Annotated in this window: 1 protein-coding gene; it reads left to right on the forward strand. The window is 67.8% G+C overall.

Features of this window, described 5'->3' with window-relative positions; genetic code table 11:
• Nucleotides 1-9: 9 nt before the first annotated feature.
• Nucleotides 10-15609: a non-ribosomal peptide synthetase gene (locus tag CAP_RS21170; RefSeq protein WP_081865114.1), complete on the forward strand. Its 15600-nt coding sequence runs from the start codon at nt 10-12 to the stop codon at nt 15607-15609.
• The last annotated feature ends 3 nt before the right edge of the window (nt 15610-15612 follow it).

Below are 15612 nucleotides of genomic sequence, written 5' to 3' on the forward strand. Positions count from 1 at the left end.
CGCGAGGTCATGACCATGCTCTCGGTGTTCAATACATACTCTCATGGATACGTCGCGATTCCCGTGATCGAGGCCTGCCGTGCGTGGGGCCTGTTCCGGCGGCTCGATGCGGAGCGCCCGGTTCACTTCGCCGCGCTCAGCGAGGGGGCGAATCGAGGCTATCTGAGGGTGGCCTTGCACATGCTCGAATCCCTCGGTTGGGTCACGCGAACCACGGACGGAGCCTACCTGCTCACCGAGGACGCGAGACCTCACGAGATCCCGGAGGGAGCAGGGGAGCTTTACCGGCATCCGATCGAGGATCTCCTGCAACGCGACGAGCCGCGGGAGATCCTTCTCCGGTGGATCCGCGGGCGTGTCGATGGGCGGGGGTCTGCCTCGCCGCAGGTGACGAAGCTGCTCGATGGGGTATGGATGCTGCCCCTCTTTCTGGCGCTGAGGGAGCGGCAGCGGGCCGGGGATGCTGCGCTCTTCGCGGGGCTCGACGCGCCCATGCGCGAGGCGCTGCGGGCGCTGTTCCTCCACCAACGTTGGGCCACCGGAGGGGGCGAGGTGCTCGACCTGACGGACCTCGGGCGCCAGCTCGTGGAGCGCGCGCTCATCATGGCGCTCCCGGCGTCCTACCGCCCCATGCTGGCGCGGATGGGCGAGGTGCTCTTCGGGGATCCCGAGCCGGTGTTCCGGGTGGATCCCGTGTCCGGAGAGGCGCACGTCGATCGGAGGCTGAACGTCCTATCCAGCGGTTTCCAGCACGAGCGCTACTTCGCGGACGTGGAGGCGCTCGTCCTGGAGCTGTTCAACCGCCTGCCCCTGGAAGAGCAGCCCCGCTACGTGGCCGACATGGGCTGCGGCGATGGCACCTTCCTCAAGCAGATCCATGCCTTGATCTGCACCCGCACCGAGCGGGGCAAGCGATTGAATGAGTTCCCGCTGCGCCTGATTGGTATCGATTACAACCGGGCCGCCCTGCGCGAGACGGCGCGGACCCTGGAGGGGCTCTCCCCGATCCTCCTGGAAGGGGACATCAACGATCCCCAGCGCCTGCTCTCGGATCTCGGGGCGGTGGGCGTCTCGGACCCGGAGCGCATCCTGCACGTGCGCTCCTTTCTCGATCACAACTTCCGGTACGTGCCGCGCGGGGAAGGCGAGTTGCCGAGGCACTTCGGGTTCGCGCCCGGAGGCGTTCACGTGGACGCGCGGGGAGAGAGCATCGCCTCCGGCGACATCCTGGAGGCCTGGTCGAAGCACCTCGAACGCTGGGCTGCAGTCGTCAGTGCGCATGGAATGATCCTGCTCGAGGTGCACGGCATGTCGCCGCAGCTCACGCGCGGGCATTTCGAGACCACGGAGAGCTTCTATTTCGACGCCCTGCATGCCTTTTCGAGTCAGCACCTGATCGATGCGGAGTGCTTCCTCATGCTGGCGGCAGGGGTGGGCCTCTTCCCCAGGGTGAAGCCCACACGTTACCCGAAGACGCTGCCATTCTGCCGCATCACGCTCAGCCACCTGGAGAAGCGCGATTACATCGTGCGCCCTGCGGAGCCCGGCGATCTCGACGCGCTCGACGAATTGGAGCGGCTTTGCTGGTCTCCGGAGGTGCGTACGCCGAGGGAAGAGCTGAGCGATCGCATCACCCGCTATCCCGAGGGCCAGCTCGTCGTCGAGCGCCGGGAGCCCGTGCGCTCGGTGGTGGGGGTGATCTACTCCCAGCGCATCGAGCGCGCCGAGGCGCTGTGGACTTGCTCTGCCCGTGAGGTCCATCGCTTGCATCGCCCGGACGGCCCCGTGGTGCAGTTGCTCACCCTGAACATCGCGCCGACGATGCAGGAGCAGCAGCTCGGGGACAACCTCCTGGAGTTCATGCTGCAGCGCTGCAGCATGATGAACGGTGTGCGCTCTGTGGTGGGCGTCACGCGCTGCAAGAGCTACGACAAGCGAAGCGGCGTCCCTCTGTCGGAGTACGTTCACTGGCGTACCAGCCGGGGGACGCTGGCCGATCCGATCCTGCGGTTCCACGAGATGCACGGGGCGCGTGTCGAAGGCGTGGTCCCGGGCTTCAGGCCAGGAGATACGCAGAACGACGGCCATGGCGTGCTGATCTCCTACGAACCACTGACACGCAAGCGGAACGAGGTGACGGCGGGAGGGCAGGAACAGGTCGAGCGTGCCGGCGTCGCACACTCGGAGGCCTCCATCGCCCGGTTCGTGGAGATGGTCATCCGGCGTTGCCTGGGCGAGACCAAGGAGAAGGCATTTGCACCAGACCATCCACTGATCGATATGGGGCTCGATTCGGCCGACCTGCTGGAACTCAACGAGCAGATCCGTCACAAGTACGAGGTCGCCCTCGATCCCACGTTCTTCTTCCAATACAACACCGCAGCCAAGATCTGCGCCTCCCTCGAACGGCAGCTCCGACGTGCTCCGGCGCCAGAGCGCGCGGGGGCGAGCGAGGTCCGGGAAGAGCAAGCCCGACCGGACGTGAGCCGCGGCGCCAGCGCGCCTCGGGCGCCATCGCCGGGGGGCGTCGCGATCATCGGCGTTGCTTGCCGGCTGCCCGGCGGGATCACCACGCTGGAGCAGCTATGGCCGCTCCTGAAAGGAGCTGGGAGCGCCATCGGCTCGTTGCCCGAGGGGCGGTTTCCGTGGCCCGCCGGCATCGATCCGGCAGGGCAACATCGGGGCATCGATCGCGGCGGGTTCCTGAGGGAGATCGATGGCTTCGACGCGTCGTTCTTCCGGATTTCTCCCAAGGAAGCCGAGAGCATGGATCCGCAGCAGCGGATCCTCCTGGAGCTTGCCTGGGAGGTGCTGGAGGATGCCGGCTACCCGGCGGAGTCCGTGGCCCACACGGACGCGAGCGTGTTCATTGGTGCGAGCGGATCCGACTATGGTCGGCTCCTGGAGACATCGGGGGTCGCTCCGGGGCCTCACTTCGGGTCTGGCAGCTCGATGGCCGTGCTCGCCAACCGGATCTCCTACGTCCTCGATCTGAACGGTCCGAGCGTCCAGATCGATACTGCCTGTTCGAGCTCGCTGGTCGCGCTTCACCAGGCGGTGCACGCCTTGCGGGCGGGAGAGTCCTCGCTGGCGCTGGTCGGGGGCGTCAACGTCATCTGCCACCCCGCGAACAGCGTCGTTTACCACAAGGCAGGGATGCTCGCGGCAGATGGACGGTGCAAGACCTTCGACGGCGCGGCGGATGGCTACGTCCGCGCCGAGGGCGCGATCATGGTGCTGCTCAAGCCCCTGGAGCGCGCCGTCCAGGATGGGGATCGCATCTACGCGGTCATCCGCGGGAGCGCGACCAACCACGGGGGACAGGCCAGCGGGCTCACGGTCCCGAACCCCGAGCAGCAGGCACGGCTGCTCCTCGCTGCGTGGCGCGCGGCGGGCATCTCTCCCGACGCGCTGGGGTACATCGAGGCCCACGGCACCGGGACCTCGCTCGGGGATCCCATCGAGGTGCGAGGCATGAAGGAGGCCTTTGCCGCTGCGACTGGAGGAGGGTCTCCGGAGGCGAGGTCGTGCGGGCTGGGCTCCGTGAAGAGCAACCTCGGGCACCTGGAGGCGGCCGCAGGGCTCGCGGGCCTCCTCAAGCTCCTGCTCTGCCTGCAGAAGCGGGAGCTGCCGGCCACGATCCACTTCAGCAGCCTGAACCCTCACATCCAGCTCGACGAGAGCCCGTTCTATATCGTCGATCGCCACCAGGAGTGGCGGCCGCGGCCGGGCTCACCAGCGCTCCTGGGCGGGGTGAGCAGCTTCGGCTCCGGGGGGGCCAATGCGCACGTGGTCCTCGAGGAGTACCGGCAGCCAGAGAGGCGTGGGCCGGGGGCGCAAGGCCCCCACGTGTTCGTGCTCTCCGCGAAGAACGAGGAGCAGCTCCGGACCTATGCGGGGAACGTCCTGTCGTGGCTGCGCGCCGGGGAGAGGGAGGCCACGGCCACCTTCGCGGACGTGGTCTTCACCTTCCAGAAGGGCCGGCAGGCGATGGACGAGCGGCTCGCCATGGTTGTGGCGAGCGAGGGGGATCTCTCGCGGAAGCTCGCGCGGTACATCGCACGGGAGAGGGACATCGAGGACTGCTACCAGGGCAACCTCAGGAGCGTCCCTGCCGGCATGAAGGCGCTGGTGCAGGGGGCTCCGGCGGAGCAACTCGGCCGCCTCGCGGCGCAGCGAGGGGATCTCGGCAGCCTCGCCTCGCTATGGGCTGCGGGGGTGACGATCGACTGGGAGGCGATGCACGACGAGGGCGTGTTTCAGGGATCAGGTCTCGTGGCGGGCGGTGACCACGGGCTCCGCCACGTTTCGGCACCCACCTACCCCTTCGCGCACGAGCGTCACTGGCTCCCAGGGCGCGCACCGTCCGCGGGAGCCCCGGGCCTGTCCAGTGTCGCTGCGCCAGGTCTCCACCCGCTGCTCGACAGCAACGAGTCGACCTTGAAGGAGCAGAAGTACCGCAAGGTCTTCGACAGGAAGGTGTTCTACCTCGAGGACCACGTGGTGCACGGCCAGGTGATCTTGCCGGGGGTCGCACACCTGGAGATGGCCCGCGCCGCCGGGGCACGCGCGCTCGGGGGGGAGGTCGTCGCGGTCCGGGATGTGATGTGGGGGCGTCCGGTCCTCCTGCAGGACGCGACCTGCCCGGTGGCCATCCATCTCGTCCCGCGTGGCGACGTCGTCTCCTTCGAAATACGCCGGGACGCCGAGGCAGCGACTGGCGGCGCCTGGGTCTTCTCTCAGGGAACGATGGCGAAGGCGGAGTCCACCTCCGCGAGACCCGAAAAGGTCGATCTCGGTGCGATCCGCGCACGCTGCTCGGCGGTCGTGGAGGCTCACGCGATCGACGCACACCTGAAGGATCTGGGCTTCGACTACGGGCCATCCTTCCAGCTCACCGAGTCGATGTACGTGGGCGAGGAGGAGGCCCTGATGGCGATCCGGGTCCCCGAGGCGCTGTGGGACGGCTGGTCCACGTTCGTCTGGCATCCCTCCCTGCTGGATACCGCCGTGCGGGCCTGCTTCATGATCGGCCTCGGCAAGAACGATCTCAACGCGACGCTGCGGATACCCTTCTCGCTGGGATCGCTCCGCGCGTTCGGGAGCGTGCCGAAGGCGTGCCTCTCGTATGCGCGGTTGGTGAAGAAGCACGAGAACGGTGATTACGTCGCCGATATCTCCATCCTCGACATGGACGGGGTAGAGCTTCTGCGCTTCGAGGACTTCTGCTTCAAGCGGTTCAAGGCGCAGCCTGTCGCGGAGCCCAAGAAGGAAGAGGCGCGCAGGCTGCCGCTGTACCAGCCGGTCTGGGAGAGGACGGAGCTGCCGGCTGTGGAGGTGCGCGGCGTGCGCGACCTCGGTGCGCGCGGTGGGGACCGGCGGATCCTGGTCGTCGACACCACGCGTGACTGTCGCGACACGCTGGCCGAGCACCTGTCGAGGAACCACGGCATCCCCGGGGAGGACGTGATCTGGATCGAGCCGCATGGGGCGTATCGTCCCATCTCGTCCGTGCATGTGCAGATCGCCCCCGGAGAGCTCGGGGACGCGCGAAAGCTCCTGGCCATGCTCGAAAGCGCGGGGCGGCGACCGACGGACGTGCTTTATGCGCTGCCCTGCGCGACGCCCCAGGACGACGAGGCCGGCCTGCCGGGCGATGAGGGGAGCCTCGCTCAGGGACTGAACCGTGGGCTGCACGGCCTGATGAGCCTGGTGAAGGCGCTGATGCAGCAGGCGCCGAGGCATGCGGTCCGTGTCGTCGCTTGCTTCCCCGAGGACCCGCGCGCGCTGCCGCTCCACGAGACGATCGCAGGCCTCGCGAGATCGATACCTGGCATCGCGCCTGCGGTGTCGCTCGTCACTGTGAGAGTCGACGCCACGCAGCCGTCACGTGCCGGGCGAGAGGCGCTCAGTCCGTCGCTCCTCGCCCGCGAACTGCTTGGCGGGGCACCGAACGGGACGGAGATCCTCTACCGGTCGGAGGAGCGGTTCACCCGGCATCTCCAGCGCCTCGAAGACGCCGACCGGCGCGCCTCGGGGCCGACGTTCAGGCAGGGCGGTACCTACCTGATCACCGGGGGGCTCGGCGGGATCGGTCTCCAGATGGCCTCCTTCCTCGCGAGCCTCTGTGGTGCCCACCTCCTGCTCCTCGGGCGCTCCAGCCTGGATGCACGCGGCCTGGAGCGCCTGGCGACCTTGCGGGAGACCGCCGGGAGCGTCACCTACCTGCAGGTCGACGTCGCGGACCGGCAGGGACTCGCGGCGGCGCTGGAGGAGGCCCGGAGAGGCGTGGGGAGCCTCCACGGGGTCCTGCACTGCGCCGGCCTTGCCGGGGAGCCCTTCACCCCCGAGACGACGGCGGCGAGCTTCGAGCAGGGGATGCGCGCGAAGGTCCACGGGACCGTGAACCTGGACCTCGCGACCCGGGACGATCCGCTGGACTTCTTCCTGCTGTTCTCGTCGCTATCGTCGTTTCTCGGCGATTTCGGGAGGGGGAGCTATGCCGCAGGCAACCGCTTCCTCGACGGGTTCGCTGCATGGCGAGGCCACCTCGAAGCCGGGCAACGAAGACACGGCAAGACGATTTCCGTCAACTGGCCTTACTGGAAGGAAGGCGGCTTCCAGGACGACTTCTTCCGGGACGAGCGCGGACGGGCCCTCTATTTCGAGCACGGCGGGTTCACCGCGATCACGGCAGCCGAGGGCCAGGCGATCCTGGAGGAGGCGCTCCGCCTTGGCAGCCCGCAGGTCGTGGTCGCACCGGGGGATCGTCGGAAAGTCGAGCGTGTGCTGGGGGTGACGGGAGGAGTGCCGCTCTCGATGCCCTCCGCGACGGATGCGCGAGAGCCGGTTCCGCCCTTGCGCGCTGCTCGCAGGGAACCGGTGCCGCCCCTGGCCCAGGAGCCGCCGCGCGCTGCTGCCAAGGAAACGGCGGCGGGGTCAGGGAGGGAATCGGCAGAGCCCGTCGCGATCGTGACGGGCGCGGTCCGGTACCTGACGGGGTTGATCTCCGAGGCTACGGGCGTCGCTGCCGCGAAGATCGATGCGGACGAGGGCCTCGGGGCCTACGGCATCGACTCGATGATCATCATGGACATGAACAGCCGTCTGCGGGAGGACTTCGGCTCGCTCCCCGGCACGCTGTTCTTCGAGTACAGCACGGTCCGGAGCCTGGCGGGGTACTTCGCCGAGCACCATGGCGACAAGCTGCGGGGCTTGCTCGCCGCGCGCTTCGGGGTCAAGGCGCCCAGGGGAGGGGCATCTCAGGTCCACCGCGCGGCGACGAGCATCCCCGAGCCCGTGCACCTCCGTCCCATCCGCGAGGTCAGAGAGCGTGATCTGTCGGAGCAGCGGCCCGTCGCGCGCGAGCGGCGGGACGTTGCGATCATCGGGGTGGCCGGTCGCTACCCCCAGGCGAGGAACTTGCGCGAGTTCTGGGCGAACCTGGTGGCCGGGCGAGACTGCATCGAGGAGATCCCGCTGGAGAGGTGGGATCATCGCAAGTACTACACGCCCCACCACCCGAGGCCGGACCAGACGAACAGCAAGTGGGGGGGCTTCATCGCGGATGTCGACAAGTTCGATCCGCTCTTCTTCAACATCTCCCCGCGCGAGGCCAACTACATGGACCCGCAGCAGCGCCTGTTCGCGGAGGTGGTGTGGGAAGCCTGCGAGGATGCCGGCTACCGGTGGGATCGCACGAGCAACAGGGCAGAACTCCCCAGAGAGAACAACGTGGGCGTCTTCGTGGGGAGCATGTACCACGATTACGACTTTCTGGAGGGCCACGTCGCCACGAGCTACTGGGCCTCGTTCATCGCCAACCGCATCTCGTACTTCTTCAATTTCCGTGGCCCCAGCGTCTCGCTCGATACTGCTTGCTCAAGCTCGCTCACCTCGATCGTGCTCGCGTACGAGAGCGTGCGGAAAGGGGAGTGCTACGCAGCGATCGCCGGCGGGACCAACCTGTCGATCCACCCGAAGAAGTACGCGAGGCTGAGCCAGCTCAACCTGCTCTCGAGCGAGGGGAAGTGTCGGAGCTTCGGCGCTGGAGGGAGCGGGTACGTGCCCGGCGAGGGCGTCGGCGCGATTCTCATGAAGTCGCTCGATGACGCGCTCCGGGACGGAGACCACATCTATGGCGTCATCAAGGGTGGCGCCCTCAACCATGGCGGCAAGGTCAATGGGTTCACGGTCCCGAACCCCAACGCCCAGGCCAGCCTGATCCTGGATGCGCTGCAGAACAGCCAGGTGAGCCCCCGGAGCATCTCTTACGTGGAGTCACACGGCACGGGCACCGCCCTGGGTGACCCCATCGAGGTTGCAGGCCTCACCAAGGCCTTCCGGAGACACACGCAGGACTCGCAGTTCTGCGCGATCGCTTCGGTGAAGTCGAACGTGGGCCACCTGGAAGGCGCTGCGGGGGTCGTGGCGGTCACCAAGGTGCTGCTCCAGATGCGGTACGGGACCCTGGTCCCATCGCTGCACGCGGAGGAGCTGAACCCGCTGATCGACTTCCAGCGCTCGCCCTTCAAGGTCCAGCGGCACCTGGAGGCGTGGAAGAGGCCGGTGCTCCTCGACGAGGGCGGAGAGAAGGAAGGCCCGAGGGTTGCCGGGATCAGCTCCTTCGGCGCGGGGGGCTCGAACGCGCATGTCCTGATCGAAGAGTTCGTACCCGAAGGGGGCGCGGCGCGTGAAGGGGACGAGGAGGAGCCTGATCTTTTCGTGGTGCCGCTGTCCGCGAAGAACGTCGAGCGGCTGCGCGCTCAGGCAGCGCAGCTCCTGGCTTTTCTGGAGGACGCCCGCCTTCGCGACGAGGCGGTCCAGGGTGCCGCCTGGACCCAGCCGGACGAGGGGCCGGCGGTCGCGTCGGCCTCGGCGCGCGCGCGCTTCGCAGGCGTGATCCGGCCGCTGTTTGCACGATCGCTCGGAGTCGAGGAGCACCACCTCGTCGACGAGGAGCGCTTCGAGGATTACGGCGTGGGGCGCCTGGAGCAGCTCCAGGCGCTGGAGGCCGTGCAGGAGGAGTTCGGCGTGGCGCTCGACGCGACCGAGTTCCTGACGAAGGGCTCCCTGGCCATCCTCCTGGCGTACCTCGACGAGAAGCTCGGGGCGCCCGCGAGGCCGCCGAGCGAGGCGGTTTCCGAGGCGGTCGCAGCGCACGCGCTCGCCTTCCGCGGGCCGACGCTGCGCATCGCGGATGTGGCCTACACGCTCCAGGTCGGGCGGGAGGCCATGGAGGAGCGTCTGGGCTTGCTCGTCACCTCGCTCGAGGACCTTGAGCAGAAGCTCCGGAGCTTCCTGGCCCCGGAGGGCCCGGCGGAGCGGCGCGGGCCTCAGGGCAAGCGCGCCATCGAGGGCGTGTACCAGGCGCAAGGCGCGCGCAGCAAGGAGGTGCTCGGCGCATTCCTCGGCGACGAGGACCTGGCCATGCTCCTCGACACGTGGATGCATGGTCGCAGGTACGAGAAGCTCGTCGAAGCCTGGGTCCAGGGCTTCGAGGTCGACTGGAACCGCCTGCACGACTCGGACTTCATCCCGCCGCCCCGCCGGATCAGCCTACCCACGTACCCCTTCGCCAGGGAACGTTGCTGGGTGCCGGAGGAAGAGGGCACCGCCGAGGCGCCGAGAGAGGCGGGTCAGCTTCACCCCCTGCTGGGCCAGAACGTCTCGAGCTTCGCGCGGCAAAGGTTCACGACGACCCTCACTGGCCGCGAACTCTTCCTGACCGATCACGTCGTCGCGCAGCGGAAGGTCCTTCCGGGCGTCGCCTATCTGGAGATGGCATGCGTCGGTGGCGGCATCGCCGCGGAGCGGCAGGTGAGCGCTGTCAGGGACGTCGTCTGGGCGAGGCCGGTCGTGGTGGACGGCGGGCCCATCACGCTCGATGTCGACTTTCACGCCGAGGGTGACGGCGCCCGCTTCGAGGTCCGCAGTCACGATGACGACGGGCGCCCGGGCGTGTTCGCGCAGGGCCGCGTGATCTACGGGGCCGCGAACGGCGCGAACGGCGCGCACCTCGCGCCCCCGGTGCACCGGGAGCTGGAGGCCATCCGGGCCCGGTGCCGCGAGCGCGAGGACGGCGCAGACTGCTACCGAGCCTTCGCGAAGCTGGGCTTCGCCTATGGTCCGAGCTTCCGGTGCATCCAGGAGGTCTGGCGGAACGAGCACGAGAGCCTGTCCCTGCTGGAGCTGCCTCAGGAGGCCGTGCGTGGGCTCGACGCCTTCCGCCTCCACCCTGCGCTCATGGACAGTGCGCTGCACGCGTTGATGCTGCTTTCGAGCGAGAGGGGGGCCGAGCCTCAGGTGCTGGTGCCCTACTCCCTGGGCGCGCTGGAGCTGTTCGGCCCGCTCACGAGCCGGTGCTACAGCCTCATCACCTCCAGGAGCCGGCTGCCTTCGAGCGAGTCGGAGGAGAGGCGGTTCGATGTGGAGATCCTCGACGAGCAGGGGAGGCTCCTTGCCAGGCTTACAGACTTGGTGGTGAGGCCGTTGCTCAAGGGCGCGCCCCCACCCGAGCGCCTCTACTACCGGCAGGTCTGGAGTTCGTCCCCGCAAGGCGCTGCGCCCGCGGGGGCCACTCCGAGGGGGCCGCTCCTGGTCTTCGAGGGACCTGGCGATGGCGCCTCCGCGTGGAGTGAGGCGCGGTGGACCCAGGTCGTCCGGGTGAGGCCCGGGAGCGGCTTCAAGGACCTCGGCGGTGGGCGTTTCGAGGTTGCGCCGGGGAGCCTGGACGATCATCGCCTGCTGCTCCGGACGCTCGACGACAGGGGCATGGCACCGGCCTGCGTGGTCCATGCCTGGTCTCGCCCGGCGTTCGACGCGACCCTTGGCGTGCTCGCCGAGCAGCTCGAGCTTGGCCTCCACTCCATGTTCGCCCTGTGCCGGGCCCTGGTGGAGCGGAGGGGGCAGCAGAAGGTTCACCTGCTCTACGTCTACCGGGAGAGCCATCCCGGCGCGGAGCCCCCGTATGCTGCCGTGGGAGGCTTCCTCCGGAGCCTTCGGCAGGAGAACCCCCACCTCTTCTGCAGGACCGTCGCGCTTTTCCCCACGGAGAGCGTCGCGGAGGTGGCCTACCGCGAGCTTCAGCCGGACCGGATCGCCGAGCGCGCGGTGGAGGTGCGCTACGGCGAGGGGCAACGCTGGGCCATGGACCTGGAACGGGTCAGGGCGATGCCTGCGCGCGAGCCCCCGCTGAAGCGTGGGGGCGTGTACTTGATCACGGGCGGCGCGGGCGGTCTGGGCCTCCTTTTCGGGGCCTTCCTGGCGAATCACCACCAGGCCCGCGTCGTGCTGTGCGGTCGCTCCGCGCTCGGCGAGGACAGAGCCGCCGAGCTGCGGCGCATCCAGGAGAAGGGCGGAGAGCTAGTTTACCTCCAGGCCGACGTCGCCGTACGCGAGGAGGTGGACGCGCTGCTGGCGACGATCAAGGCCTGCTTCGGTGGGCTCGACGGCATCCTGCACAGCGCCGGCGTGGCGAGAAATGCCTATGTCCGCAACAAGTCCCGGCGCGACATCGAGGCGGTGGTGAGTGCGAAGGTCTTCGGAACCGTGAACCTGGACGCGGCGACGAAGGACGAGAATCTCGCTTTCTTCGCGCTCTTCTCCTCCATCTCGGCCGTCGTCGACATCGTCGGTCAAGCCGATTACTCGTTCGCGAACAGGTTCCTCGACGCCTTTGCGTCATGGCGCGAGCTCTCCCGAGCCGCGGGGCAACGCCGCGGCAGGACGCTCTCCATCAACTGGCCGCTCTGGAGCGAGGGCGGCATGAAGGTCGACGGAGAAAGCGAGCTGTTCCTGCAGACGAGCATGGGCATGACGCCGTTCGAGGCCAGGTCCGGTCTGGAATCCTTCCTCCAGGCGTTCGCGCTGGATGACGCGCAGCTCATGGTCGTGGAGGGCGATCCGCGGAAGATCGAACGGTTCGTCGTGACCGGAGGCTCCTCGCGACGAGCAGCGCACGCGAGCGCCCCTGGCGATGCACTGGAGCGTCTCCGGGCGGAGATCCTGCATCGGGTCGCCAGGTTCCTGCAGATGGCTCCGGAGAAGGTGGGGCTCGACGTCCAGCTCACCGATTACGGGATCGACTCCATCACCTCGATGGCTTTCGTCAATCAGCTCAACAAGGAGCTGGATCTCGCGCTGTCGCCGGCGATTCTCTTCGAGTTTTCGACGGTGGAGTCTCTCGCCCGCCACCTGTACGAGCACCACGGAGAGAGCCTGGGGCGGCTGGTCCCCTTCGTGGAGCCCTTGCCTGCGACGCCACCACCGCGCGAACCACGTCTCCTTCCCCTCTCGCACGGGCAGCAAGCGCTGTGGTTCCTGCATCAGCTCGCACCGGAGAGCGCTGCGTACCACATCGCCCTCACGTTCCGCATCGCATCGCCGCTGAACCTCGTCGCGTTCCACGATGCCTGGAGGCTCCTCGTGGAACGACACCCCGCGCTGAGGACCACGATCCAGGCGCGTCAGGGAGTTCCGATGCAGGAGATCCATGACGCCCCGGAGATGTTCTTCGAGCACGTCGACGCGCTCGAATTCTCGCCTGACGAGCTGCGGCGAGAGGTCGAGGAGCGCTACCGGCGACCCTTCGATCTCGCGCGCGGTCCGCTCGTGCGCGTGCATCTCTTCCGGTGCGCGGGGCAGGACCACGTCTTCCTGCTGAACATGCACCACATCGTCGCCGACGCCTGGTCCGTCTGGACGCTGATGCGGGAACTCGGCGTGGTCTATCCCTCCCTCGACAAGGGCGAGAGCCCGTCGCTGCCGCCGCTCACCCACTCCCATGCCGATTTCATGTCCTCGGAGAGGAGCATGTTGAGCTCGGGCGAGGGAGACCGTCTCCGGGAGTACTGGCAGCGCACCCTTGGGGGCACGCCGCCCGTCTTGAACTTGCCCGTCGACCACCCCCGTTCGGTGAGCCAGACGTTCAACGGCAGCTCGCGGTACTTCACGCTCGACGCGGTGCTGAGCCGCCGGCTTGCCGCGCTCGCGCAGCAGGAGAGGGCCACGCTGTTCATGGTCCTGCTCGCGGCCTATCAGATCCTGCTCCATCGCTACACCGGCGATGACATGGTGTGGATCGGCTCTCCGACCTCGGGGAGACGTGACGATCGCTTCAACGATGTCGTCGGGTACTTCGTCAATCCCGTCGTTCTGCGAGGCGATCTGAGCGAGCGCCTCACCTTCCGCGCCCACCTGAAGCAGGTCCGGGAGACTGTGCTGAGAGCGCTGGAGCACCAGCACTATCCGTTCCCTCTGCTGGTCGAGCAGCTCAACCCGGATCGACGGACGGGTCGCTCTCCCCTGTTCCAGGCCGAATTCGTCTTCCAGAAGGCGCACGGTCACGGTGACATCATCGGCTTGCTCTCGCAGGAGCCGGGGGTCCGGACGACCCTCGGGGGACTCGATCTCACCTCCTTCCCCATGGCGCAGCAGGAAGGTCAGTTCGATCTCACGCTCGAGATGATGGAGCTCGGCACCACCTTGTCCGGGTCCCTGAAGTACAACGCCGACCTGTTCGACGAGGCCACCGTCGCCCGGATGGTGGGTCATTTCCACGTCCTGCTGGAGAGTGTCACGGCCCATCCGGACCTCGACGTCCCGGAGCATCCGCTCGTCTCCGCCGGCGAGCAGCGCCGGATCCTTGAGGACTGGAACAGGACCGAGGCCTCCTATCCGGCGGACAGACCTGCGCATCGGCTCTTCGAGGAACAGGCGAGGCTCCACCCGGAAAAAGAGGCGATCTTCTGCGGAGGGCAGCGTCTGAGCTACCAGGCGTTGAATGCCCGATCCAATCGCCTGGCGCGCCGCCTCCGAGCCCTCGGAGTGGGTCCAGAGATCCTGGTGGGGATCTGCGTACCCCGGTCGCTCGACATGGCGGTGGCATTGCTGGGCGTGCTCAAGGCGGGAGGGGCGTATGTGCCCATGGACCCGACGTATCCAGCGGACCGCCTGACCTACATGCTGGAGCACGCGAAGGTCGGTGTGCTGGTGACCTTCCAGGGATCTCCGGTGACCACCTCGGGCGGTGCCGTGTCGACGCTCTATCTGGGGGATCCCGAGGCGTGGCAAGAGGATGGGGACGGCGCGGACCTGGATGTCGACGTGCTGCCGGACAACACGGCGTACGTCATCTACACGTCCGGCTCGACAGGCGTACCCAAGGGAGTCCTCGTCACCCACCGCGCTCTGACCAATTTTCTGTGCTCGATGCAGCGGCGTCTGAGCTTCGAGCGGTCGGAGCGCCTCCTGGCCGTGACGACCATCTCGTTCGACATCGCTGCGATGGAGCTGTACCTGCCGCTGATCACCGGCGCTTCCGTGGTCGTGGCGGATCGGGACTCCGCCGCCGATGGGGCGTCCTTGCAACGAATGCTCGCCACCCACGAGATCTCCTCGATGCAGGCGACGCCTGCCACCTGGCGGCTGCTCCTGGCTTCAGGCTGGAAGGCTAGCGCGAACCTCACCGTCTTCTGCGGAGGAGAAGCCTTGCCCACCACCCTGTCGCGGCAACTCCTGGAGAACGCGAAGGCGGTCTGGAACCTCTACGGCCCCACGGAGACGACCATCTGGTCCGCCCTCGCCCCCGTCACGCACGCCGCATCTCCTCAGCTCGCCGTCGAGCCCATCGGCGTGCCCATCGACAACACGACGATCTACATCCTGGATCGCGGCTTGCGTCTCGTTCCGCCCGGCGTCATCGGCGACGTGCACATCGGCGGCGATGGGCTAGCGCGAGGCTATCTGGACCGGCCCGGCCTGACTGCGGAGCGGTTCGTCCCCGATCCTTTCGGCTCCGGCGCGCGCCTGTACAGGACCGGAGATCAGGGGCGATTCCTCGCGGATGGCCGGATCGAGTTCGTCGCCAGAGGGGACAAGCAGCTCAAGATCCGCGGCTTCCGCATCGAGCCTGGCGAGATCGAGGCTGCGCTGAAGAAGCACAGCGGCGTGAGCGATTGCGTCGTCCTCGGGCGGGACGACATGGGTTCGGAGAAGGCGCTGGTGGCGTACGTCGTGACTCGGTCGGGCGATGAGCCGCAGCCGAGAGAGCTGCAGAGCTTTCTGCGGAAGTGGCTCCCGGAGTACATGATCCCCGCGGCATTCGTCGCTCTCGACGCCCTTCCTCTGACGCCGAACAACAAGGTGGACCGAAGGGCCCTCCCCAGGCCGGACCGTGCGGCGTCGACCGTCGAGGGGGCGTATGTCGCTCCGCGCTTTGCCACGGAGGAGACCCTGGCCGGTCTCTACCGGGACATCCTCGGCTGCGAGCAGGTGGGCATCCACGACGGGTTCTTCGACATCGGGGGAAGCTCACTGCTGGCCGCCAGGCTCATTTTCCGGATCCAGGAGACGTTCACCATACCCCTGCCGGTGAGCTTTCTGTTCGAGCATTCGACCATCGCGGATCTCGCAGGCGCGATTGAAGCGATGAAAGCTGGGGAGAGCACGATGCCACGTCACGGTGAGGACGACGGAGCGCGCAGCGCTGGTGTCGAGGCGCGGGAGCCCGATGCCGACGACACACGCCTGCTGCGGATCTTCGAGAGGCTGCGTGGCGACGATCTGGATCTCGATGAAGCCAAGCGCTTGATGGACATGAGTCTATGAACG

Source organism: Chondromyces apiculatus DSM 436, from assembly GCF_000601485.1.
In the GTDB taxonomy this organism is placed as follows: domain Bacteria; phylum Myxococcota_A; class Polyangia; order Polyangiales; family Polyangiaceae; genus Chondromyces; species Chondromyces apiculatus.